This is a genomic window from Pseudoduganella sp. R-43, from assembly GCF_049913255.1.
In the GTDB taxonomy this organism is placed as follows: Bacteria; Pseudomonadota; Gammaproteobacteria; order Burkholderiales; family Burkholderiaceae_D; genus Rugamonas.
Genome location: NZ_CP183988.1, coordinates 6,393,862 through 6,417,320, shown reverse-complemented (window position 1 = coordinate 6,417,320; position 23,459 = coordinate 6,393,862). Strand labels below are relative to the sequence as shown.

The 23,459-nt window shown below is 62.1% G+C and carries 25 protein-coding genes; 15 read left to right on the top strand and 10 right to left on the bottom strand.

What is annotated here, in order from left to right; translation table 11 throughout:
• The first annotated feature begins 6 nt into the window (after positions 1-6).
• Together ACN9M3_RS29380 and ACN9M3_RS29375 are read left to right on the top strand one after the other, a co-directional pair.
• A complete protein-coding gene (locus tag ACN9M3_RS29380) occupies positions 7-330 on the top strand; it encodes a rhodanese-like domain-containing protein (RefSeq protein ID WP_426319470.1) in 324 nt (107 codons plus the stop codon).
• A gap of 43 nt (positions 331-373) precedes the next feature.
• A complete protein-coding gene (locus ACN9M3_RS29375) occupies positions 374-1,681 on the top strand; it encodes a TolC family outer membrane protein (RefSeq protein ID WP_426319469.1) in 1,308 nt (435 codons plus the stop codon).
• A 48-nt stretch (positions 1,682-1,729) separates the two neighbouring features.
• Here the strand turns inward: ACN9M3_RS29375 and gloA are convergent, their stop codons facing one another.
• Genes gloA through ACN9M3_RS29360 form a run of 3 tightly spaced genes read right to left on the bottom strand, consistent with a single transcriptional unit; the run spans position 1,730 to position 3,723 of the window.
• On the bottom strand, positions 1,730-2,140 hold the full coding sequence (gene gloA / locus ACN9M3_RS29370; RefSeq protein WP_082565302.1) for a lactoylglutathione lyase: 411 nt from the start codon (positions 2,138-2,140) through the stop codon (positions 1,730-1,732).
• A gap of 12 nt (positions 2,141-2,152) precedes the next feature.
• Complete coding sequence (locus ACN9M3_RS29365; protein WP_426319468.1) at positions 2,153-3,454, bottom strand: PQQ-dependent sugar dehydrogenase; 1,302 nt, start codon at positions 3,452-3,454, stop codon at positions 2,153-2,155.
• Between the two features lie 8 nt (positions 3,455-3,462).
• Complete coding sequence (locus tag ACN9M3_RS29360; RefSeq protein WP_426319467.1) at positions 3,463-3,723, bottom strand: hypothetical protein; 261 nt, start codon at positions 3,721-3,723, stop codon at positions 3,463-3,465.
• A gap of 89 nt (positions 3,724-3,812) precedes the next feature.
• Between ACN9M3_RS29360 and ACN9M3_RS29355 the strand changes: the two genes are divergently transcribed.
• The gene (locus tag ACN9M3_RS29355) at positions 3,813-4,694 is read left to right on the top strand and encodes a DUF3667 domain-containing protein (protein WP_426319466.1); all 882 of its coding nucleotides are present in this window, start codon (positions 3,813-3,815) and stop codon (positions 4,692-4,694) included.
• On the opposite strand, the gene ACN9M3_RS29350 is transcribed toward ACN9M3_RS29355, so the two are convergent.
• The 4 genes from ACN9M3_RS29350 to ACN9M3_RS29335 all read right to left on the bottom strand — a co-directional run bounded on the left by ACN9M3_RS29350 (position 4,678) and on the right by ACN9M3_RS29335 (position 6,752).
• Positions 4,678-5,334, bottom strand: a complete 657-nt coding sequence (locus ACN9M3_RS29350) for an alpha/beta fold hydrolase (RefSeq protein WP_426323875.1) — start codon at positions 5,332-5,334, stop codon at positions 4,678-4,680. The genes ACN9M3_RS29355 and ACN9M3_RS29350 overlap by 17 nt on opposite strands.
• A gap of 22 nt (positions 5,335-5,356) precedes the next feature.
• A complete protein-coding gene (locus ACN9M3_RS29345) occupies positions 5,357-5,767 on the bottom strand; it encodes a hypothetical protein (RefSeq protein ID WP_426319465.1) in 411 nt (136 codons plus the stop codon).
• Positions 5,768-5,773: 6 nt separating this feature from the next.
• On the bottom strand, positions 5,774-6,178 hold the full coding sequence (locus ACN9M3_RS29340; protein WP_426165540.1) for a hypothetical protein: 405 nt from the start codon (positions 6,176-6,178) through the stop codon (positions 5,774-5,776).
• Positions 6,179-6,374: 196 nt separating this feature from the next.
• On the bottom strand, positions 6,375-6,752 hold the full coding sequence (locus tag ACN9M3_RS29335) for a VOC family protein (RefSeq protein ID WP_426165538.1): 378 nt from the start codon (positions 6,750-6,752) through the stop codon (positions 6,375-6,377).
• A gap of 139 nt (positions 6,753-6,891) precedes the next feature.
• On the opposite strand from ACN9M3_RS29335, the gene ACN9M3_RS29330 reads away from it, so the two are divergent.
• From ACN9M3_RS29330 to ACN9M3_RS29285, 10 genes are all read left to right on the top strand, one after another.
• On the top strand, positions 6,892-7,791 hold the full coding sequence (locus tag ACN9M3_RS29330) for an NAD kinase (RefSeq protein WP_426319464.1): 900 nt from the start codon (positions 6,892-6,894) through the stop codon (positions 7,789-7,791).
• The gene (recN, locus tag ACN9M3_RS29325) at positions 7,791-9,437 is read left to right on the top strand and encodes a DNA repair protein RecN (RefSeq protein ID WP_426319463.1); all 1,647 of its coding nucleotides are present in this window, start codon (positions 7,791-7,793) and stop codon (positions 9,435-9,437) included. The genes ACN9M3_RS29330 and recN overlap by 1 nt, the downstream gene beginning before the upstream one ends.
• 34 nt (positions 9,438-9,471) lie before the next feature.
• Positions 9,472-10,224: a hypothetical protein gene (locus tag ACN9M3_RS29320; protein WP_426319462.1), complete on the top strand. Its 753-nt coding sequence runs from the start codon at positions 9,472-9,474 to the stop codon at positions 10,222-10,224.
• Positions 10,225-10,307: 83 nt separating this feature from the next.
• Complete coding sequence (locus tag ACN9M3_RS29315) at positions 10,308-10,706, top strand: VOC family protein (protein WP_426319461.1); 399 nt, start codon at positions 10,308-10,310, stop codon at positions 10,704-10,706.
• Between the two features lie 131 nt (positions 10,707-10,837).
• Positions 10,838-11,890, top strand: a complete 1,053-nt coding sequence (hemH, locus tag ACN9M3_RS29310) for a ferrochelatase (protein WP_426319460.1) — start codon at positions 10,838-10,840, stop codon at positions 11,888-11,890.
• A 388-nt stretch (positions 11,891-12,278) separates the two neighbouring features.
• Positions 12,279-12,824 carry a nucleotide exchange factor GrpE gene (gene grpE / locus ACN9M3_RS29305; RefSeq protein ID WP_426165526.1) on the top strand — a complete coding sequence of 182 codons (546 nt, stop codon included), beginning with the start codon at positions 12,279-12,281 and terminating at the stop codon, positions 12,822-12,824.
• Between the two features lie 70 nt (positions 12,825-12,894).
• Positions 12,895-14,832 (top strand): molecular chaperone DnaK, encoded by a 1,938-nt coding sequence (gene dnaK, locus ACN9M3_RS29300; RefSeq protein WP_426319459.1) that lies wholly within the window; start codon positions 12,895-12,897, stop codon positions 14,830-14,832.
• Between the two features lie 85 nt (positions 14,833-14,917).
• Complete coding sequence (gene dnaJ, locus ACN9M3_RS29295; RefSeq protein WP_426319458.1) at positions 14,918-16,039, top strand: molecular chaperone DnaJ; 1,122 nt, start codon at positions 14,918-14,920, stop codon at positions 16,037-16,039.
• Positions 16,040-16,044: 5 nt separating this feature from the next.
• Positions 16,045-16,701, top strand: coding sequence for a carbonic anhydrase (locus ACN9M3_RS29290; protein ID WP_426165520.1), 657 nt, complete (start codon positions 16,045-16,047; stop codon positions 16,699-16,701).
• Positions 16,702-16,732: 31 nt separating this feature from the next.
• Positions 16,733-17,512: a tetratricopeptide repeat protein gene (locus ACN9M3_RS29285; protein ID WP_426165518.1), complete on the top strand. Its 780-nt coding sequence runs from the start codon at positions 16,733-16,735 to the stop codon at positions 17,510-17,512.
• Here the strand turns inward: ACN9M3_RS29285 and ACN9M3_RS29280 are convergent.
• The gene (locus tag ACN9M3_RS29280) at positions 17,469-18,407 is read right to left on the bottom strand and encodes an alpha/beta fold hydrolase (protein WP_426319457.1); all 939 of its coding nucleotides are present in this window, start codon (positions 18,405-18,407) and stop codon (positions 17,469-17,471) included. The two genes, ACN9M3_RS29285 and ACN9M3_RS29280, sit on opposite strands and share 44 nt — an antisense overlap.
• Before the next feature lie 68 nt (positions 18,408-18,475).
• Here ACN9M3_RS29280 and ACN9M3_RS29275 point away from each other — a divergent pair, with 68 nt between their 5' ends.
• Together ACN9M3_RS29275 and ACN9M3_RS29270 are read left to right on the top strand one after the other, a co-directional pair.
• Positions 18,476-19,933, top strand: a complete 1,458-nt coding sequence (locus ACN9M3_RS29275) for a flavin-containing monooxygenase (protein ID WP_426319456.1) — start codon at positions 18,476-18,478, stop codon at positions 19,931-19,933.
• Positions 19,934-19,953: 20 nt separating this feature from the next.
• On the top strand, positions 19,954-21,021 hold the full coding sequence (locus tag ACN9M3_RS29270) for a LacI family DNA-binding transcriptional regulator (protein WP_426165512.1): 1,068 nt from the start codon (positions 19,954-19,956) through the stop codon (positions 21,019-21,021).
• Here ACN9M3_RS29270 and ACN9M3_RS29265 read toward each other — a convergent pair.
• Together ACN9M3_RS29265 and ACN9M3_RS29260 are read right to left on the bottom strand one after the other, a co-directional pair.
• A complete protein-coding gene (locus tag ACN9M3_RS29265; RefSeq protein ID WP_426165510.1) occupies positions 21,012-22,214 on the bottom strand; it encodes a glycoside hydrolase family 88 protein in 1,203 nt (400 codons plus the stop codon). The two genes, ACN9M3_RS29270 and ACN9M3_RS29265, sit on opposite strands and share 10 nt — an antisense overlap.
• Positions 22,211-23,455 (bottom strand): oligosaccharide MFS transporter, encoded by a 1,245-nt coding sequence (locus tag ACN9M3_RS29260; RefSeq protein ID WP_426165508.1) that lies wholly within the window; start codon positions 23,453-23,455, stop codon positions 22,211-22,213. Before ACN9M3_RS29260 ends, ACN9M3_RS29265 begins: the two co-directional genes overlap by 4 nt.
• Positions 23,456-23,459: the final 4 nt, after the last annotated feature.

Below are 23,459 nucleotides of genomic sequence, written 5' to 3'. Positions count from 1 at the left end.
ACGCCAATGCAGCACTTGACCGCACCGGAACTGGCAGGCTGGCTCAATGACGAGAGCCGCGCCCAGCCTTTCCTGCTGGACGTGCGCGAGAACTGGGAGTTCGAGACCTGCCATATCGCAGGCTCGACCCTGATGCCGATGCAGACCATCCCGGCCCGCATCGACGATCTCGACGAGGATGCAGAGATTGTCTGCATCTGCCACCACGGGGCGCGCAGCCTCAAGGTGGCAGCCTTCCTCGAGCATCACGGTTTCAGCAAGGTAAGCAATCTGACAGGCGGGATCCACGCCTGGGCTGTGCAGGTAGACAGCTCAATGCCGCAGTACTAGGCACGAAAACTAATCCTTTTTGACGACTCCAACGGAGATGCAAATGCAGAAACCCCTCCTCGCCGTGCTGGTATCCAGCGCCCTGTTCTCGCTGAATGCACAGGCGGCCGACCTGGTCCAGGTGTACAAACAGGCGCTGTCGAATGACGCCACTTACGCCAGCGCCCGCGCCGCACTGGCGGCTGGCCAGGAACGCACGGTGCAGGGACGTTCGCAATTGCTTCCAACCATAGGCCTTAGCGGCACCGCCATGAAAAACGACGGTGACCAGACTGACCGTATCAAAGGCCTCTCGGGCGACACGGAAAACTACAGCCACACGATGCAGCTGCAACTGACCCAGCCCCTGTTCCGCTGGGCCAACTGGGAAAACTACCAGCAGAGCAAGCTGTCGGCCGCCGCCGCGGAAGCGGTGTTTGCACAAGCGCAGCAGGACGTGATCCTGCGCGTGTCGCAGGCCTACTTCGACGTGCTGACCGCGCAGGACAACCTGACCGCGACCCAGGCGCAGAAGGCCGCCACCACCGAACAGCTGGCATCGGCCAAGCGCAACTTCGAGGTGGGCACCCAGACCATCACCGACACGCACGAGGCGCAGGCCGCGTACGACCTGGTGGTGGCGCAGGAGTTCGCCGCCCAGAACGACCTGGAGGTGAAACGCACCGCGCTGCAGCAGATCATCGGCCAGGCGCCAGGTGCTCTGGCGCCGCTGCGCACCGGCGTCACGATCGCCAGCCCGCAGCCGGCAACGCTGGAGCCTTGGGTGGGGGCTGCCGAAGAGCAGAACTACGGCGTGACCGGCGCCAAGCTGAATGTGGAAATCGCCAAGCGTGAGATCAGCAAGCAGCGGGCGGGCCATATGCCGACCCTGGACCTCGTGGCGCAGAAGTCCCGCAATTCGGTCACCGGCGCATCGCTGGCCAACAACAACGCCATCGGCGTGACCTGGAACATCCCGATCTTCAACGGCTTCGCCGTGACCAGCAAGGTGCGTGAATCGATCGCCCTGGAAGACAAGGCCCGCAACGACCTGGAGGCATCGCGCCGCCAGGCTGCGCAGACCGCGCGCCAGGCCTTCCTCGGCGTGAACAGCGGCCTGGCCCAGGTCAAGGCGCTGGAGGCGGCGGAAGTGTCGTCCAAGTCCGCGCTGGAATCGAACAAGCTGGGTTACCAGGTGGGCGTGCGCATCAATATCGACGTGCTGAATGCGCAGCGCCAGCTGTACACCACGCAGAAGGACCTGTCGAAGGCGCGCTACGACACCATCATGAATGGCCTGCGCCTGAAGTCGGCGGCCGGCTCGCTCAAGGAAGAAGACCTGGAGCCGATCAACGCCCTGCTGCAGCACTAAGCCTTTGAACGGTTGCGGCGCCAGTCAAGGCGCCGCGGCCCGTTCCCTTCAGCGCAGGCCGGCGCCCTGGCCGTCGAAGCTGCGCTCGATCAGTTCAATCTTGTAGCCATCCGGGTCGGTGACGAAGGCGATCACGGTCGTGCCGCCCTTGACCGGGCCCGGCTCGCGCGTGACGTTGCCGCCGTTGGCGCGCACGGCCTCGCAGGCCGACACGATGTCGGTTGCGGAGATCGCGATATGGCCATAGGCATTGCCCATATCGTATTTTTCGACGCCGTAGTTGTACGTGAGCTCCAGTTCCGCATGCTCCGGGTTATGCCCGTAGCCGAGGAAGGCCAGCGTGTACTTGTATTCGGGATTGTCGCTGGTGCGCAAGAGTTTCATGCCCAGCACCTTGGTGTAGAAGTCGATGGATCGCTGCAGGTCACCAACCCGCAGCATCGTGTGTAGGATACGCATGGGTTTATTGTATCAGCGCGCCGCCGGCGTCACACGCCACACCACGTTGCCCACGTCGTCCGCCACCAGCAAGGCGCCCGCCTTGTCCACCGCCACGCCCACCGGGCGGCCCTTGGCCTTGCCGTCGCGCGTCAGGAAGCCGGACAGGAAGTCCACCGGCGGCCCGGAAGGACGCCCCTCCGCGAACGGCACGAAAGCCACCTTGTAGCCGCTGAATTGCCTGCGGTTCCAGGAGCCGTGCTGGCCGATGAAGGCGCCGCCCTGCCAGCTGGCGGGGAACAGTTTCGCATCGTAGAAAGCGAGGCCGAGGGAGGCCGTGTGCCCGCCAAGCGCGTAGTCCGGCATGATTGCTTTCGCCACCAGGTCCGGGCGCGGCTCCTTGACGCGCGTGTCGACGCGCTGGCCGTAATAGCTGTAGGGCCAGCCGTAGAACGCGCCGTCCTTCACCGACGTCAGGTAGTCCGGCACCAGGTCCTCGCCCAGTTCATCGCGCTCGTTTACCACGGTCCACAGCGCCTTGGTCCTGGGCTCCCATGCCATGCCGTTGGCGTTGCGCAGCCCGGTTGCGAACAGGCGCGATTTGCCCGTGGCGCGCTCATATTCCCAGATGGCGGCGCGGCCTTCTTCCTTGTCCATGCCGTTCTCGGCGACGTTGCTGTTCGACCCGACGGTGACGTACAGGAAGCGGCCGTCGGGGCTGGCAGTGATGTTCTTGGTCCAGTGGTGGTTGAGCGGGCCGGCCGGCAGGTCGAGCACCTTGATGCCGGCGGCGCTGATCGAGGTCGCACCCTCGGCGTAGGGGAAGCGCACCACTGCATCGGTGTTGGCGACGTACAGGTCCTTATCGACCAGTACCATGCCGAAGGGCGAGTTGAGGTCCTTGATGAAGGTGGCGCGCGTCTTGGCCATGCCGCGTTCGTCGATATCGCGCAGCAGGGTAATGCGGTTGGCCGATGGCGTGACCGAGCCGGCCTTCTTCATCTCGTGCTTCATGATCGCACCCTTGATGCCCTTGCTGTCTTCCGGCTTGGGCGGGGCGGCCGTCTCGGCGACCAGCACGTCGCCGTTGGGCAGCACGTACAGCCAGCGCGGATGTTCGAGCTCTCGTGCATAGGCGCTGACGCTGAAGCCCGAGGCGGCCACCGGCTTGTCGTCATCCTTCCAGCGCTCGACTGGCGCGACATTGATGGTTGGGATCAGCTTCTTGTTTGGCTCCGGCAGGCTTGGGTTGGGCCCCCAGCCGGCGGGGTAAGTTTGCGCCAGGGCGGCGCTGGCGGCGATGCAGGCGGCGAGGGAAAGGATGGCGGTTCGCATGGTGGGCCTCAATCGCGCTTGGTGCCGGGCAGGGGATGGGCTTTCGATTCGTTGCCTGCCTGCGGCTTTTGCAGGCCCGGCTTGCCGTGCAGGTCCGTGTCGACCAGGCCCTGCTCGATATCCTCGGCCGCCTGGCGGATCACGCTGCGGGTCTTCTGCTGCGTTTCGCCCTGAGGCGATTCGTCGCGCTCGTGCGGCAGGCGCTTGCCGCCGCTGCTGTCCACGGGCGCCTGCGTATTGACCTTGCGGTCCTTGCTGTTCGGTTCCATGGTGTCGTCCTCCTCGCTTCATGGTAGCGAAGGCCAGCGGCGGTGGTCGCCAGCTTGAACAGAAGCAATTCCGCCGGTAGCATTGCAATATGGATATCGCCACCGACAATACTTGCCGCAACTGCGGCGCCACCACTTCCGGGAATTTCTGCCATATGTGCGGGCAGGAGACCCACCTGCATCCACCAAGCTTCAGTGAATTCATGCACGAGTTCATCGGCCATTACGTTGCGCTGGAGGGGCGCCTGTGGGGCACGATCTCGCGCCTGCTGTTTCGCCCGGGGCTGCTGACCGCCGAGTACCTGGCGGGCCGCCGCAAGCGTTATGTCGAGCCGCTGCGGCTCTACCTCTCGCTCAGCATCATCTTTTTCGCTGTGCTGAAGTTCAGCGATGCCGATGTGGCGACAGTCGATCCGCGTCCGACGCCGCCGGCCGTCAAGCAGCAGGCCGAACGCGCGATTGCCGAAGTAAAGGCGAACCAGGAAGATCATCCGCCGATCGTGAACGACAAGCTGGAACTGGCGCTGCAGCAAAAGTACCCTGCCATCTATCACGCCGTCGACCGCTTCGAGAAGATGGACGACCACCAGAAGAGCGCGGTGATGCAGGCTGGGTTCTACAAATACGCGCCGTATGCGATCTTCCTGCTGATGCCAATTTTTGCGCTATGGATGAAGGTGCTCTATCTCGGCACCGGCAAGAAGTACGGTGAGCACATGCTGTTCGCGCTGCACACCAATGCGTTTGCCTTCGTGATGCTCGGCGTGTTCATCTTCCTACCCGATGGCTTCCTGAAGTTTGTAGCGTTCTGCTGGGTAGCTGGCTACCTGCCGTGGGCCATGCAGCGCGTCTATCAAAAGGGCAAGTGGGGCACGTTCTGGCGCTGGGCACTGCTTGGCGTCTTGCACGGCATATCGCTGGCGATTGCCGTTCTGGGCGTGATGGCGCTGGGGATTATCTCTGCACATTAAGCCGGACGAAGGCCGCGATTTCGCGCGCGGCCTGCGCGGGCTCCGTTTGCAGCAGAAAGTGCGGCGCGTCGAGTTCGACCACCTTGGTTGACGGCTTTATTTTTGCGACCAGTTCCGCCGCAGTTCGCGGCACCAGCCGGTCGCGCGTCGCGCGCAAATAAAGGATAGGTGCATCACAGGCCGCCAGCCGGTCGCTGACATCGACCGCCAGCACCGCGCGCATGCGCGCCCGAAGCGCAGCGGAGCTCACAAGTTCCAATGCCGCTTTGAGCGGCGCCCGCATCTGCGCACCTGCCAGCCACCTTGCCGGCAGCGCTTTCAGCGGGATAACGTTGAGTAGCGCCTTCAACACTCCCAACCGTGGCCTCGGGTTGCGCGCAAAAGTGCAGCACAACGCCAATCCTTGCAACCGGCCCGGCGCCGATGCCGCAATGGAGATTGCAATCGGCCCCGAAAACGACTCGCCCAGAAGAACATACGGTCGGTCTAGTGGAATCGCCGCCCGGGCGAATGCCTCCAGCTCTTCGTACCCGCCGCAATGGTCGCCCGGATACCGCACCACGCGCATTTCGAATTCCCCGCCGAGTGCTGCGATGAATGGCGCGAAAAGCTCGCCCGTTCCGTCCATGCCGGGCAACATGACAATGGCGGGCTTTGTTTCTTTATTTGAGCGACCCACGGCGATACAGCCAGGCGCTATAGACAGTAATCACGACGGTTAGCGTGAAATCCGCCAGCGTCGTTGGGGTGTGCGCATCGGTGAACAGCCTGATGGCACTCCATGCGAGGTAAGCCCCGAACGCATAGGCGCCGGCTTTCCTCATGAAGAAGAGCAGCATGCCAGAGATGAAATGGAACAATGGGAAGAGGAATTTCGCCAGGAACGCAACCGGGGACAAGGCCCCGGCTGAAATGGCCAAATCGATTTGTCGCCAGCCGCTGGATACCAGGTAAATCAAGGCAGCAACCTGGAACGTGCACAAGGCCGCGATCAGGTACACAGGGATAGGACGCTTGTGCTGATCTCCAGCGCTCAAGTCCGAACGGGGCGACGCGTATAGGTTGTCGGTCACGTCTCGTTATTCCTGCCAGAAATCGAATTTGGTGCTGCGGGCGTTTTTGTTCTGGCGGCGCGTGCGTTCGGCGGCCTGGCGGGCTTCCGTCTCGGCACGCTGGCGCTGGCGGTCTTCTTCGGCGGCCTGCGCCTTGGCGGCGCGCTCGGCGTAGACCGTGTCGAGGCGGCGCTGCGATTCGAAGCGTTCGCTGATGTTCTGGAAGTGGATGGCTTGCTGGGCCAGCGCCACCACCCAGGCAATCGCCAGTGCCCATAGCACGAAAGTGTAGAACGATTGCCAAGATCCGAAAGAACCTTCCAGCAGCGGCCGGGCCTGACCCAGCGCACTCTGGCCGACAAACGCCAGCAGGCCCGCCATGACACCCAATACCACCGTCCCAAGCAACTGCCGCTTGGCCTGGAGGCGCATTTGGTCAAGTTCAAATTGAGCTTCTGATACGGAATCCATGGCGCGGCAAAAAAGGAGCAAATCTCGCAATAGCTTGAATTTTACCTCAACCTTGCCGCCTGGAAAGGCGCTGCTGGCCTGCATTTGAGGTGGATCAGCACGCGGGCTGCGGCCAGCATCGAAGTCACGAAAGTTTGCGCCTGGCGCGGTCAGTTCCTCACTCCGCAGCAGTCGGCTGCCACAATTCGACCTTATTCCCGTCCGGATCGATGAACCAGCCAAAGCGGCCGTAGTCGAAAGACTGGACATCGCCCACCAGCGTGCCGCCGCCATCGGCCACCTGTTTCAGCGCGCCATCCAGGTCATCCACGATGAAATTGATCATGAACTCGCGCTTGGACGGGGCGAAGTAGGAAGTGGTGCTCTTGAAAGGGCTGAATACGGTAGCGCCATTTGCTGGCATGGTGGCCGGCGCGAAGGAGGCATACTCCTTGGCCTCATCCGGCAAGCCAAGGCAGGCCTGGTACCAGGCCATCAGCGCTTGCGGGTCTTTGGATTTGAAGAAAATCCCGCCGATGCCCAATGCTTTTGCCATTCCAGTCTCCCTTGTTATATACTGTGCAAACATACAGTATTTATTAGCGTATCGGCCAGCGTCGCAATGCATGGCATGAGCAAGCATTATGGGTTACTCTGCTGCGTGTTGCCACCCCCATATTTTGACCGAGATTGATATGTCCGTTACGCATCCGATGTACAACACGATTGCCCTGGTTGTCCGCCCCAATACCACCGGCATCGAAGAGCCGGTGCGGGATGTGCTGGACTTCCTGAAGCAGGGCGGTTACAGCGTGGTGCTGGAGTCGGACACGGCAGAGCACCTCGCCATTTCGGACATCCCCTCGATGAGCGTGCAGGGCATTGGCGAGCGCGCCGATGCCGTGGTGGTGATGGGCGGCGACGGCACCATGCTGGGCATCGCACGCCAGCTCGCCTCCTACGACACCCCGCTGATCGGCATCAACCAGGGCCGCCTCGGCTTCATGACCGACATCCGCCAGGAAGACATGCTGCCGGTGCTGGGCCGCATCCTCGGCGGGACCCACAAGGCCGAGCGCCGCACCTTGCTCGAAGGCCGTGTCATGCGCGAAGGGAAGGCGATCTTCTTCGGCACCGCCGTCAACGACGTGGTGGTGTCGCGCGGTGCCGGCGCGGGCATGGTGGAGCTGAGCGTCGACGTCGACAACCAGTTCATGTACAACCAGCGCTCGGACGGCCTGATCATTTCCACGCCGACCGGCTCCACCGCCTATGCGCTGTCGGCGGGCGGCCCCCTGCTGCATCCGACACTGGGCGGCATCGTGATGGTGCCGATCGCACCGCACGCGCTGTCCAACCGCCCGATCGTGCTGCCCGATTCCAGTGAGATCGTGATCGAGATCAAGCGCGGCAAGGACATCACCGTGAACTTCGACATGCAGACCTTCGCCAGCCTGGCCAACGGCGACCAGATCCACATCCGCCTGTCGCCGCACACCATCACCTTCCTGCATCCGGAAGGCTGGAGCTACTACAACACCCTGCGCGAAAAGCTGCACTGGAACGAATACCCATCTACTGACGGCAAAATCTGATGCTTCGAACCCTGTCCATCCGCGATTTCGTTATTGTCGATTCGATTGAACTGGAATTTTCCCCTGGCTTCACAGTCTTCACCGGCGAAACCGGTGCCGGTAAATCCATCCTGATTGATGCACTGACGCTGGCGCTGGGTGGCCGGGGCGATGGCAGCATGGTGCGCGAAGGCGCGGCCAAGGCCGACATCACCGCCGATTTTGCGCTGACCGAGCAGGCGCAGGCCTGGCTGGCAGCGAACGAGTTTGCGGTGGAAGAGGGCGGGGCGTTGCTGCGCCGCGTGATCGACAATGCCGGCCGCTCGAAAGCCTTCATCAACGGCGTGGCCGCGACGGCGGGCCAGCTGCGCGAATTGGGCGACATGCTGGTGGACATCCACGGCCAGCACGCCCACCAGTCGCTGTTGAAAACCGATTCGCAGCGCGAGCTGCTGGATAACCAGTGCGGCGCCAATGTGCGCGACGTCACGGCGGCTTACCGTGCCTGGCGCGCTTTGTCGAAACAGCTGGAAGAATACGAGGCCAATGCGGCCAACCTGCAGTTCGAGCGTGAACGCCTGGAATGGCAGGTGACGGAGCTGGACAAGCTGGCACCGAAGAAGGGCGAGTGGACGGAAATCGGCAATGAGCATTCGCGCCTGTCGCACGCGGCCAGTTTGCTGGAAGGCGCGCAGGAAGCGCTTGGCGTGCTGTCCGAATCGGACGAGAACCCGGTGCTGTCGCAAGTCACGGCCATCGGCACACGTCTCGGCAAGCTGGTATCGGTTGATGCGGAGTTGCAGCCCGTGGTGGAAATGCTGGAGTCCGCGCGCATCCAGTTGCAAGAGTCGGTCTACGCCTTGAGCAACTACATGGACCGCGTGGAACTCGACCCGGAGCGTCTGCGCCAGGTCGACGCGCGCATGGAAGCGCTGCATTCGGCCTCGCGCAAGTTCCGCGTGCAGGCCGATGACTTGCCGGACGAACACGAACGCTTGTCGGAAAAGCTGGCGCAACTGGCCGATGCGGCCGACCTGGAAGGCTTGCGCAAGCAGGAAGAAAAGCTGAAAGCGTCCTATCTCGCGTTAGCCGCAGAGTTGTCGGCAACGCGCGCGGCAGCCGCGCAGGCGCTGGGCGCAGCCGTTACGCAAGGCATGCAGGAACTGAGCATGTCCGGTGGCCGCTTCGAGATTGCACTGCGCCCATGCGAGCCGACGGCGTACGGTGTTGAACAGGTGGAGTTCCTGGTCGCCGGTCATGCCGGCGTGGCGCCGCGTCCGCTGGCCAAGGTGGCATCGGGTGGCGAGTTGGCGCGTATCTCGCTGGCGATCTCGGTCATCACCTCGCACGCGACGACGGTGCCGACCCTGATCTTCGATGAGGTCGATAGCGGCATCGGCGGCGGCGTGGCCGAAGTCGTGGGCCGCTTGCTCAAGCGCCTCGGCCAGGAACGCCAAGTGTTGTGCGTGACGCACTTGCCGCAAGTCGCGAGCCAGGGCAATCAGCACTTCCAGGTCGCCAAGGGAACGTCGGACAATGGCCGCACAGCCTCGCGCATCGAAGTGCTCGACCAGAAGGCGCGCATCGAGGAAGTGGCGCGCATGCTGGGCGGCCTCGAAATCACCGCTACCACGCGCAAGCACGCCCGCGAGCTGCTGGCTTCTTAAATACGACATGTCCTCCTACAGCTGCGTAGTACCCGTGAATTGGAAACTGCTGTGGGAGGAGGTAATTCCCAGCTGGTTGTCCCTTCTATCCAATACAGCGACGCCGGCTGAGTTTTACGCGCGTTACGTGCCTGCCGGCGATATGTATGGGGATTTGCTCGAAGATCATTACTTTGCGCCCGCCAAGTACTTACGTCTGTTCGACACACCCCTGCATCCGCCGTACTGTCGCGCCAAGCTCCACGAGACTGCCGATTGTCGGGAGTATTGCCAAGCTCCGGATTCCATCTCATATCTGCTTGAAGTTGCGATCAAACAGTCTGCGTCAGTCAATTTAATTGGTGACGATCCGTATACAGGAAGTTATTTCGCGAGCACAGACGGCGGCTCCGTGAAAATTCAGGTCGCGGGAACGAAGAACCAGTACAGTTTCCTCGAAGCAGCCTTCGAAGTTAACTGGAATGCGGAGACGAAGCACTACGAATACTCGCGCCGCAGTAAAGGCACGTCCGCGCAACTCCAGGAACTTTTTGAGTCGCTGTTCCTTTTTCAGCGAGTCATTCCTGGGACTTGGTTTCCGTCCGAATCGCCGATTTGGCCAGGGTACGACGACCTTTCATTTGCTGGCTACCTTTCACCGATTGAGGTGGAGTGCCTGTGGACGGAAATGATGCATTGGGAAGGCTGTAGCACGGTTGAGTATGACCTGTACCCCTTATTCGTAGATCGCGTCAAGCGTGCGGCGACATCCGGGCTCGGACTGCTGACAATCCATGCGGGACTCTGAATCACCCTTGTCGAATTCACTTGCCGTCATTCGTCGTAGAGAGGTATCACCTTTTACCTCATCCAAATTTTCTTGGAGGCGCTATGAACAAATCGGTCATCTTTAACTTGCCAGTCAAGGACCTGGACAAATCCAGGGCCTTCTTTTTCGCCCTCGGTTTCAGTCTCAAGCCACAATTCAGCAACGAGAACGCGGCCTTTATTACCATCGTCGAGGGCGCGATTGATGTCATGCTGACGACAGAAGCGTTCTTCAAGTCGCTCATCAACAAGCCCGTTGTGCATGCCAAAGAAGCCAACGAGGTGGTGATTTGCCTAAATTGCGAGAACCGGGAAGAAGTCGACAGCCTGATTGCCAAAGCCCTTGCCGCAGGTGCTCGCATACCACATCCGCCCGAGGACCATGGCTTCATGTACGACCAGGGCTTCGAGGATCTCGATGGCCATTTGTGGAACCTGGTCTGGATGGCGCCTCAGGAATAAGTCATTGACTTGTAGACTCCTTTAGACGCTTGGGGGAAAGTTTCAGACTGCTGTAGACAGCTTGCTTATTCATGGGCCCAGAGTTACCGGGTTTATAATGGCGCGCCCACGAATAACAAAAAGTACCCAAGATGCCGTTCGCCAAAGAACCCCAACTCGCACAAGGCACCGTGTCCAGGACCGCCGTGGTACTGGTCAACCTCGGTACTCCCGACGAACCGACACCTGGCGCGGTGCGCCGCTATCTGAAGGAATTCCTTTCCGACCCGCGTGTCGTTGAAATCCCGAAGGCGGTCTGGTGGTTCATCCTGAACGGCATCATCCTGCCTTTCCGCTCCAGGCAGTCAGCCGAAAAATATGCCTCGATCTGGACCAGCGACGGCTCGCCGCTGAAATACCACACGCAAGCACAAGCCAAGCTGCTGCGCGGCCTGCTCGGCGAGCGCGGCCACAATGACGTGACAGTGGCGATGGCCATGCGCTACGGCTCGCCATCCCTGCCTGAGGTGCTGGGCAAGCTGAAAGCCGACGGCCACGACCGCATCCTGATCCTGCCGGCCTACCCGCAATACTCCGGCACCACCACTGCCTCGGTCAGCGACGCCGTGTTCGACCACTATAAGAAGGTGCGCAATATTCCCGAGCTACGGTTCGTGCGCGACTACCACGACCACGACGGCTATATCGATGCGCTGAAAAAGACCGTGCTGGCGCATTGGGAAACCAATGGCCGCGGCGAAAAGCTCATCATGAGCTTCCACGGCGTGCCAAAACGCACCATCGACCTGGGCGACACCTACCAGCGCGAATGCATGGAAACCGCCCGCCTGCTGGCCGACAAGCTGCGCCTGAACGAAAACCAGTACCTGGTCACCTTTCAGTCCCGCTTCGGCAAGGCCGAATGGCTGCAGCCTTACACCGCGCCGACTGTGGCGCAATTGGCAAAAGACGGGGTGCGCAAGCTGGATGTAATTTGTCCAGGCTTTACCAGCGACTGCCTGGAAACCCTGGAAGAAATTGCAATGGAAGTGCGCCACGACTTCCTGTCCAATGGCGGCAAGGAGTTCAACTATATCCCTTGCCTGAACAGCCACCCCGCATGGATCGCTGCCCTGACTGAGGTTGCCGAGCAACACATGATCGGCTGGCCGACCATGTCGTCCATGCGCAAGCTGCGCCGCTAGCCAGTTGTTAGCACTTGCGGGTGGTGAGTGCTAACCTGCTAAAATAACTGGTTAGGGGAAGAGTTCGCTGAAGACGATCACCGCTGTAGCAAGGAAGCTCCACGCGATGATCGACGCTGTAATGAATGGCAACTTCATGATGCGCTCCGAGGGGACGCGGTGTCCAGGCACCGCATGGATTCATCTTAGTCAAAACCCTCGGTTTACGTATCTGCGAGCTTTGTAAAATTTGTAACTCTACTGTTACAACAACAGTCCCACCGGCGTGCGCCGGGCCTTTGCACTGGGGCGCAGAATACCCCTTGAAAAGATAGGGGCAAGCCCCATTTTTTGCACGTGCAACAAGCATTAGATGTCAGATAAACACGATTTTGTAGGAGTCTTTTAGATGCAAGACCAGGAAAACCAGCCAAGCCAGAACCCGGAAGTGGAACAGGCAGAAGAGCAAACGACTCCAGTTGAAGCCCCTGCGATGTCCGACCTGGAAGCGCAGCTGTCCGCGACCGAGGCGAAACTGGCCGAAATGCATGATGCCTTCATGCGTGCCAAGGCCGAAGGCGAAAACATTCGCCGCCGCGCCCAGGAAGACGTTGCCAAGGCCCACAAATTTGCTGTTGAAAGCTTCGCCGAAGCCATGGTGCCGGTGAAAGACAGCCTGGAAATGGCGCTCAAGGTCGAAAATCCGACCCTGGAATCGCTGAAAGAAGGCGTCGAAATGACCCTGAAGCAGCTGAATTCCGCCTTTGAGCGCAACCGCCTGATCGAAGTGATGCCTGCAGCTGGCGACAAGCTGGACCCGAACAAGCACCAGGCCGTCGCCATGGTGCCTGCCGAGCAGGAAGCGAACACCGTTGTCGCCGTGCTGCAAAAGGGTTACATGATTGCGGACCGTTTGCTGCGCCCCGCCATCGTGACGGCTGCCCAGCCAAAGTAAGCACTTGAAAAGAAACACAAATTCCACATATAAGAAGTAATCAAACTTAGTACACAAGGAAGAACAAATCATGGGCAAAATCATCGGTATTGACCTGGGCACCACCAATTCCTGCGTCGCCATCATGGAAAATGGCTCGCCGAAGGTCATCGAGAATGCAGAAGGCGCGCGTACCACCCCTTCGATCATCGCCTACCAAGACGACGGCGAAATCCTGGTTGGCGCACCTGCCAAGCGCCAGGCCGTCACCAACCCAAAAAACACCCTGTTCGCGGTGAAGCGCCTGATCGGCCGTAAGTTCCAGGAGAAGGAAGTCCAGAAGGACATCTCCCTGATGCCTTACGAAATCACCAAGGCCGACAACGGCGACGCCTGGATCGGCGTGCGCGACAAGAAACTGGCTCCTCCTCAGATTTCCGCAGAAGTGCTGCGCAAGATGAAGAAGACCGCTGAAGACTACCTGGGCGAAGAAGTGACCGAAGCGGTCATCACCGTGCCTGCCTACTTCAACGACTCGCAGCGCCAGGCAACCAAGGACGCCGGCCGTATCGCCGGCCTGGACGTCAAGCGTATCATCAACGAACCTACCGCAGCCGCACTGGCTTTCGGCCTGGACAAGACCGACAAGGGCGACCGCAAGATCGCCGTGTATGACCTGGGTGGCGGTACCTTCGACATCTCGATCATCGAAATCGCCGACGTGGACGGCGAGAAGCAGTTCGAAGTGCTGTCGACCAACGGCGACACCTTCCTGGGCGGCGAAGACTTCGACCAGCGCGTGATCGACTACATCATCGAAGAGTTCAAGAAGATCAACGGCCTGGACCTGAAGAAGGATCCAATCGCCCTGCAGCGTATCAAGGCATCGGCCGAGCGCGCGAAGATCGAACTGTCGTCCTCGCAGCAGACCGAAATCAACGAGCCTTACATCGCCATGGCGAACGGTGCCCCAGTCCACCTGAACCTGAAGATGACCCGCGCCAAGCTGGAGTCCCTGGTTGAGGAGCTGATCACCGCCACCATCGAGCCTTGCCGCACCGCGATCAAGGACGCCGGCGTGAAAGTGTCCGACATCGACGACATCATCCTGGTCGGCGGCATGACCCGTATGCCTAAGGTGCAGGAAAAAGTGAAAGAGTTCTTCGGCAAGGATCCACGCAAGGACGTGAACCCTGACGAAGCCGTGGCTGTTGGCGCCGCGATCCAGGGTGCAGTCCTGTCGGGCGACCGCAAGGACCTGCTGCTGCTGGACGTGACCCCGCTGTCCCTGGGTATCGAAACCCTGGGCGGCGTGATGACCAAGATGATCCACAAGAACACCACGATTCCTACCAAGTTCTCGCAAGTGTTCTCGACCGCCGACGACAACCAGCCGGCCGTGACCATCAAGGTGTACCAGGGCGAGCGTGAAATCGCAGCGGGCAACAAGGGCCTGGGCGAATTCAACCTGGAAGGCATCCCGCCGGCAGCACGCGGCACCCCGCAGATCGAAGTGACCTTCGACATCGACGCCAACGGCATCCTGCACGTGGGCGCGAAAGACAAGGCCACCGGCAAGGAAAACAAGATCACCATCAAGGCAAACTCCGGCCTGTCCGAAGAGGAAATCCAGAAGATGGTGAAGGACGCCGAGCTGAACGCGGAAGAAGACAAGAAGCTGAAGGAACTGGCCGAGTCCCGCAACCAGGCCGACGCGCTGGTGCACTCGACCAAGAAGTCCCTGACCGAGTACGGCGACAAGCTGGAAGCCGGCGAGAAAGAGAAGATCGAAGCTGCAATCACCGCCCTGGAAACCTCCATCAAGGATGGCGACAAGGCAGCGATCGACGCCAAGGTGGCAGCGCTGTCCGAAGCTTCGCAGAAGCTGGGCGAGAAGATGTACGCTGACATGCAGGCGCAGCAAGGCGCAGCCGGTGCCGAAGCTGGTGCCGGTGCACAGGCTGAATCCAAGCCAGCCCAGGACGACGTGGTCGACGCTGACTTCAAGGAAGTCAAAGACAGCAAGTAAGCTTCAAATCCGGTCAACTCTATGACCTGCCGAGCCGAGCATCCAACAGGGGCTCGCTCGGCTTTTTCGCATAAATTGGTACACCATGGCAAAGCGTGATTTTTACGAGATCCTCGGGGTCGCTAAGAACTCGTCCGAAGACGAAATCAAGAAGGCCTATCGCAAACTCGCGATGAAATACCATCCGGACCGCAATCCGGATAACAAAGAGGCCGAAGAGAAGTTCAAGGAGGTCAAAGAGGCCTACGAGATGCTGACCAACCCTGAAAAGCGCGAAGCGTATGACCGTTACGGTCACGCCGGCGTTGACCCGAACATGGGTGCGGGCGGCGGCGGCGGCTTCGGCGGCTTTGGCGACGCCTTCGGCGACATCTTTGGCGATATTTTCGGCGGTGGCCGCAGCCGCCAGTCCGGCCCGCAGGTTTACCGCGGCGCCGACCTGCGCTACAACCTGGAAATCACCCTGGAGCAGGCCGCCCACGGTTTCGACACCACCATCCGCGTGCCGAGCTGGGACAAGTGCGACACCTGCCACGGTTCCGGCGCCAAGCCGGGCACCCAGCCGGTCACCTGCTCCACTTGCGGCGGCCACGGCCAGGTGCGCATGCAGCAGGGCTTCTTCAGCATCCAGCAGACCTGCCCGAAGTGCCACGGCACCGGCAAGATCATTCCTGAACCATGCCCATCGTGCTCCGGCGCGGGCCGCATCAAGCGCAACAAGACGCTGGAAGTGAAGATCCCGGTCGGTATCGACAACGGCATGCGCATCCGCTCCACCGGCAACGGCGAGCCGGGCACCAACGGCGGGCCGCCGGGCGACCTGTATGTGGAAATCCACATCAAGCCGCACCCGGTGTTCCAGCGCGAAGGCGACGACCTGCATTGCGAAATGCCGATCAGCTTCGCCAAGGCGGCGCTGGGCGGCGAAATCGAAGTGCCGACGCTCGATGGTAAAGTATCGTTCACCATTCCGGACGGCACCCAGTCCGGCAAGACCTTCCGCCTCAAGGGCAAGGGCATCAAGGGCGTGCGCTCCGGTTATCCGGGCGACCTGTTCTGCCATGTCGCCGTTGAGACCCCGGTCAAGCTGACCGACAAGCAGAAGGAACTGCTGCGCGAATTCGAGCGTTCCACCACCGAGGGTGGTGCGAAGCATAGCCCACAGACCAAGTCCTTCATGGACAAGGTCAAAGACTTCTTCGAGTGAGAGACATGAGCGACGACGTACTGAAGCACCTGCTGGAAAACAACCGCAAATGGGCCGAGGCCAAATTGGCCAAGGACCCGGACTACTTCCGCGACCTGTCGATGGTGGGACCGGAATACCTGTGGATCGGTTGCTCCGATTCGCGCGTACCGGCAAACGAACTGCTTGGCCTGCCCCCAGGCAAAGTGTTCGTACACCGTAATATCGCCAACGTGGTGGTGCACTCGGACCTGAATTCCCTGTCGGTGCTGCAGTTCTCGATCGAAGTGCTGAAGGTCAAGCACGTGATCATCGTGGGCCACTACGGCTGCAAGGGCGTGCACACCGCCCTGACCGGCGGCCGCGTGGGCCTGGTCGACAACTGGCTGCGCCATGTGCAAGACGTCGCCACTAAGCACGAACGCTACCTGGGCACCGCGCTGAACGATGTCAACAAGCAGAGCGAGCGCCTGTGCGAACTGAACGTGGTGGAACAGGTGGCGAACGTCTGCTCCACAACCATCGTGCAGGACGCCTGGGACCGCGGCCAGGAACTGACCGTGCACGGCTTTGTGTATGGCCTGAAGGACGGCCTGCTGAACGACCTGGGCATGAACATCAGCTCTCCGGCAGACCTGCAGCCTTCCATCGACGCCCGCCTGGCATCCTACGCCAAGCAGTAAACCTGTTAAAAAAGCATGTACACTCCTGTGCATGCTTAAAACCATCACTGCCTTCCTCGCTTCCCTTGGCGCCTCGCGCGCCAGGGCGGCGGGAAATTTCCATCCCCACTCCCAGCTCGCCGTGAAGGCGGGAGATGTGCTCGTCCAGCCGCTGCCGGATGGCCAGGGCTGGAGCTCGCTCAAGGTGTTCGCTGTCGACGGCGCCACCGCCCACTGCCTGACTTACGAAACGAGTATCGGCAAGCCTGCGCTGGCATCGCTGGCACAAGCCGCCGTGCGCATGGCGCATGCGCCGCGCGCCGCGGCTTCACTGGCGGAAGGATGGGAGCTGGCCGGCAACCAGCCCGCCACAGCGCGCGAATTGCAAGGCCTGAAGTATATGGACTTCGAACTCTATGTCCGCCTGACCGGGCAGGATGTCGACACGATCATGCGCACTGCCACCGAGCATTTCGAACGCGCCGGAATGCACGCCGCCGAAGGCCGCCGCATCGACGCCATCAACGAATATGGCAAGGCAATCGAACTGTATCCCGCCTACACCGACGCGCTGGGCAAGCGGGCCTTCGCCTTCATGGAATTGGGCCTGCACCAGCAAGCCTTGCGCGACCTGGACGAATCGATCTACCTCAATCCAGAAGGCATGGCAGCCTTCTTCGCCAAGGGGGAATGCTTGCTCAAACTGGGTCACCTTGACGAGGCCGAGGCCATCTTCACCGAAGGCCAGGAACTCTTCCCCGAGCACGCCTCCCAGTTCAACGAGTTCCTCAAGCGCACCCGCGCTTTTGCGCTGACTGGTCGTCCCGCCTAGTTGCCAATTCACGCTGGAATTCAAGGAAATCGTACGCCGCACGGCGCGTCGCTTCCAGCATCGGCAGGTGACCGACGCCCGCCATCATGGTCAGCCGGGCGTTCGGCATTAGTGCCTTTGTTGCGGCGGCGCCTTCGGGGCTGAGGATGCGGTCTTCGGTGCCCCACACGATCAGAGCAGGCGTTTCAATTGTGCCGCGCAACGTCGGCGAGTCGACCAGTTCGCGCATGATGGCGCAGTGCAGCCCGTAATCCGCCACAGCACGTCGCGCCAGCATGTGCTTCAGCGAGTAGGGGAAGAACGGCGGTTTGGCCATGCAGCTCGCCATCAGCGTGTCGAAGTCGCGCGGGCCGGACACCAGCAGCGGCATTGCGCCACTGGCCAGATAAGTTCGGAAAGTGGGGTTGTCGTACGCAGCTTCCGTACCGGCGGGCGCCAGCAGCCAGAGGCTCGCCACCTGCTCAGGGTAGCGCGCCGCGTATTCGGCGGCGATAAAGCCGCCCATCGAATTACCGCCCATGTGGAAGCGCTGCACGCCCAGTTCGGCCATGAAGGCGCGAAGATTCTCGACTTGCGTTGCCATGTCGTGCCTCGCGCCGGGATCGCGGCGCGCATCGCCGAAGCCCGGCAGGTCGGGAATGATGACGCGGTAATGGGGAGCGAGGAAGCGCGCGATGCGGGTGAAGTTGTCCTTGTCGCCGGCAAAGCCGTGCACCAGCAGCAGTACTTCCGTGCCGGCGCGGCTGTCGAGGTAGGGCAGGGAAGCACGCCGCAGCGTGAGACCGGAACGCTTGCGCTCCAGTGCCAGCGAGGCCCGCGCCACGGGTCCTGGCAGCAGCCGGTCCGCCGCCGCCAGCGCCAGCACCGCGCCGCCTAACGCGTAAAAGAAGAACATCCCCGCCTCCGTATTGACTTGTTATTAATGCAAAATTATAGTCTGCCAAACCATCCAGGGGGGCGGCAATGGACTATGACGTTGTGATCGTGGGCAGCGGCTTTGGCGGCATATGCAGCGCAATCAAGCTGAAGGAAGCAGGCATCGACAACTTCGTCATGCTGGAAAAGGATGAAGTGTTCGGCGGCACCTGGCGCGTCAACACCTATCCCGGCGCAGCCTGCGATATTCCCAGCCACCTGTACTCGTTTTCCTTTGCGCAGAACGCGCACTGGAGCCGCCTGTTCCCGCGCCAGGACGAACTGCTCGAATACACCTTGCGCGTCGTGCGCGAATTCGACCTGGAGCGGCACCTGCGCCTCGGCACTGCGCTGCGTTCGGCGCAGTTCGATGAGGCCACGGGCACTTGGCGCATCGCCACCAGCAAAGGCGACATGACCGCCCGCACGGTGATCTTCGCCATCGGCCTGCTGGGACGCCCAAGCGTGCCGCACTTTCCAGGCATCGAGCGTTTCCGCGGCCAGGCCTTCCATTCCGCGCAATGGGACCACAGCATCGACTTGCGCGGCAAGCGCGTGGCCGTGATCGGCAGCGGCGCCAGCGCGGTGCAGTTCGTGCCGGAGATACAGCCGCTGGTGCGGCAGCTGGACCACTTCCAGCGTACGGCACACTGGGTGCTGCCGCGCCCCGACCGTGCCGTCACCCGCGTCGAGCGATGGCTGCTCGATCGCGTGCGCCCGCTGCAGCTGCTGTTCCGCGCCAAGCACTATGTGCAGTTCGAATCGCGTGTCGTGCTATTCATTTTCCTGCCCGCGCTGGCCAAGCTCATGCAATGGCAGGCCATGCGCCACCTGAAGCAGCAGGTTGCCGATCCGCAGCTGCGCGCCAAGCTGGCGCCGGAGTACACGCTGGGCTGCAAGCGCGTGCTGCTGACCAACGATTACTATCCCGCGCTGGCGCAGCCCAACGTCGCCGTGCTGAAAGACGGCATCCGCGAAGTGCGTGAGCACAGCATCGTCACCGGCAGCGGTGAGGAGCGCCCGGTCGATGTGATCATCTACGCCACCGGTTTCGACGTCGAACATGCCTACGGCCCGATCGAACTGCGCGGGCGCGGCGGCCGCAGTTTCGGCCAGGCGCTGGAGGATGGCGCAGGCGCTTACAAAGGCGCCACTGTGGCAGGGTTTCCGAACTTCTTCATGATCACCGGGCCGAATACCCTGCTGGGCCACAATTCAATGCTCTACATGATCGAATCCGGCGTGCGCTACGCCGTGGATGGCGTGCGGCGCGTGCTGCGCGATAGCCTGCACTCGGTCGAGGTGAAGCCGGAGGTGCAGGGCGCCTACAACCGCCGGCTGCAGCAAAAGCTCAAGGGCACCGTATGGCATACGGGCTGCAAGAGCTGGTACCTCGATTCGCGCGGTCGCAATCTGGTGATCTGGCCTGGCTTCACCTTCCATTACCGCCATATCACCAGGCGCTTCGATATCGGCAGCTACATCGTGCGCCGTTCGATGCGATAATCAGTCGGGTTGAAGCAGGCATGGACAAAATGGACGATGTAAGCAAACAGGCGCGCGCCACTGGCGGCGCCACCGTATATGACGTGGCACGCGCGGCCGGGGTGTCGGCCATGACGGTTTCGCGCGTCATCAACGGCAATTCCCATGTCAGCGAGGCCACGCGCGACAAGGTGCTGGCCGCCATCGCCTCGCTCAAATACCAGGTGAACCATGCGGCACGCGCGGCCCGCATCGGTACGCTGCGCGTTGGCCTGCTGTACAGCAATCCCAGCGCCGCCTTCCTGAGCGCCCTGCTGGTCGGCGCGATGGACCAGTGCGGCCAGAATGGCGCCCAGTTGCTGCTGGAACGCTGCGACGGCCTGTCCAGCCAGCGCAAGGCTATCGAAAGGCTGATCGCCGAAGGCGCCGACGGCATCCTGGTGCCGCCGCCCCTGTGCGACGCCGAAGAGGCGCTGCGCCAGCTCGATGAAATCGGCATCCCGACGGTGGCAGTAGCCACTGCGCGCCCGCTGACCGGCGTGGCAGCGGTGCGCATCGACGACTACGAAGGCGCTCGCACCATGACGCGCTACCTGCTGTCGCTGGGCCACAAGAACATCGCCTTCATCAAGGGCGACCCTGAGCACACCCCGGCCCAACTGCGCTACCAGGCCTTCATGGACACAATGGAGGAAGCCGGCCTGGCGGTGCCGCCGCAGCGCGTGGCGCAGGGCCTGTTCACCTACCGCTCCGGCTTGACTGCGGCACGCAGCCTGCTGGCGCAGGAGCCGCGGCCGACAGCCATCTTCGCCAGCAACGACGACATGGCGGCCGCCGTGATCGCCGTGGCCCACGGCATGCACCTGCAGGTGCCGGAAGACCTGACGGTGTGCGGTTTCGACGATACGCCGGTGGCCACCACCGTCTGGCCGGAACTGACCACCATCCACCAGCCGATCGGCGACATGGCGCGCCTGGCGGTCGACCTGCTGGTCGACCAGGTGCGCAGCCGCCGCGCGGGCGAGTCGCGCCACGTGCCGCATCGCCTGCTGCCGTACACCCTCGTTACGCGCGAATCCTCGGCCGGCAGCCCGGCTCCTTACCAGTAAGGCCGCCAGTTGCGCTGCAGCCTGGTGAGCGCCTCCAGGTAGAAGTAATCGCCCCAGATGCAGCATTCGTCCACGCCGATGCCTTGCGGCTTGTGGTACACCGCATGCTGCAGCAGGCCGCTGCCCGGCGCCGTATCCCGGACCAGGTAGCTGGCCGACAGTTCCTGCACGATGCCGATGGCGGCGCGCCGGTAGGCCGGGCGCAGCGGGTCGTCGGCCGCCAGGCTCGCCTCCAGCTCCAGCAGGCCGCAGGCAGCGATGGCCGCAGCAGAACTGTCGCGCTCTTCGCTGCCGGAAGTGAACACCAGGTCCCAGTAGCAGATGCCGTCTGCGGGCAACCGGTTCAGGAAGTAGTTGGCCAGCACCTTGGCCAGGTCCAGCAGGCGCGCATTGCCGTTGTAGCGGTACACCAGCGGGAAGCCCGAGATGCCCCAGGCCTGCCCGCGCGCCCAGCACGAATCGTCGGCGAAGCCCTGATGGGTATTGCCCTGCAGCGGACGGCCGCTGGCGGGATCGAAGAAGAAGGTGTGGAAGGTGGAACCATCCGGCCGCACGATATGGCGCGCCGCTGCCTCGATATGGCTGTCGGCTGCGATGCGGAACGCCGCCTCGCCGCTATGCTCGCTGGCCCAGTACAGCAAGGGCAGGTTCAGGTTGCAGTCGATGATCATGCGGCCCTGCTGCGCCGGGTCGCACAGCTCGCCCCAGGCCTGGATGATGCCGGCGTGCGGCAGGTAGCGTTCCAGCAGCAGGCGTGCCGCACCCAGCGCCGCTTCCGCTGCCAGTGGGTCGCCGGTCACGCGATGCGAGGCCACGCAGGAAAGGCTGTACAGGAAGCCCAGGTCGTGGTGGCTGGTGTGCTGGCGCCCGGCTTGGCGCGCATGAAAACTGCGCACCTGGCGTTCGGCGCCGGCGCGGTAATGCGGTGCGCCGGTCAGCTCATAGGCCAACCACAGCATGCCTGTCCAGAAGCCGTTGGTCCATTCGATATTGCCGATTGCCGGGTATTGCAGGCCGCTGCTCGATGGTGCGGGAAAGTTGTCGCCGAAGTGGCGCAGGTTGCGGTCGATGGACAGCAGGGCCTGGGCGGTGGCGCGCTGCAGCAGCACGCTGTCGATGCTGCCGTCCCAGTGCGGCGGCAGGCGTTCGACGTCCAGCGCTTCCAGGCGCGCGCTGTTCAGGGCTTGGGTCATGCGGTAACTCCTTGGGGCTTGTTGCGTGTGGCGATTTCCGGCGCAGTGGGCGACAGCAGCCATGCCGACAGCAGCAGGAACACCAGGCCCAAAGCTGCCATCAACAGGTAGGTGGCAGGGAAGCCGAGCAGGTCGTAGCCTTTGCCGGCGATCGGCGACAGGATCGCCAGGCCGAGCGAATGGCCGAAGCTGACGCCGACCATGTAGATGGTGGAGGCCAGGCGGTTGTCGAAGTGGCAGGCGATATAGCGGAACACCGACACCACCAGGATCGGCAGCTCCACTGAATGCAGCAGCTTCATCGCCGAGATGCTGAGCGGGCCGACCGCAAGGCCGGAGCCGGCAATGCGCACCAGCATGATGCCGCCGGCCAGCAGCAGGCCGCGCTTGGCGCCGATGCGCTTGACCAGCAGTGGCGACAGGAACAGGCCGCCGGCTTCGATGAAGATCTGCAGCGAATTGAGGTAGCCGAACATGGCGGCGCCGGTTTCCTTGTCGGCGAACAGGCTGGTGAAATAGCTGGGAAACTGCTGGTCGAATACCAGGTACAGGTTGGTGACACCGAGGATGAACACCATGAAGCGCCAGAACTGGCCGTTGCGCAACAGGGCCAGCGCTTCCGCCAGATGCACCTTGTGCGCCGGCGCCTGCGCGTCCGTTGCGCCGGCGGCGGCATCTGTGCGCCAGAACAGGAGCAGGCCAAGCAGCAGCAGGCCGGCGGCCGAGGCCAGGAAGAAGTTGATGGCCGGGTCGACATTGAACAGGCGGCCGCTCACCAGGGCGGCGCTGGCAAAGCCCAGCGATCCGAACAGCCTTACGCGGCTGTATTCGAAGCCGTGGCGGCGGCCGATGCGGTCCACATACGATTCCAGCGCATAGCTGCCTGCGATGAAGGTTACGCCCAGGTAGGCACCGCCCAGCACCGCGCCGGCCACGATATTTGCCTTCAGCAGCGGGGCGTACACGAAGCTGAAGAACAGGCCGCAAAGGGTGACCAGGCCGGCCACCAGCCACAGAACGTGCTTGCGCATGCCGACCCGGTCGGAGACGAAGCCGTACACCGGCTGCGAGCACATGGCCGCGATGAAGTTGGCGGAAAAGACGATGCCCGCTTCGGTGCCGCTCAATTGCAGGCTGCTGCGCAGCCACAGGGCCAGAAGCGAGATAGCCATCGCCTGCGCAAAGAAGAAGATGAAGACAAAGCTGCACAGGAAGCGGAAATGCGACTGCTGGCTGTTCATGGTG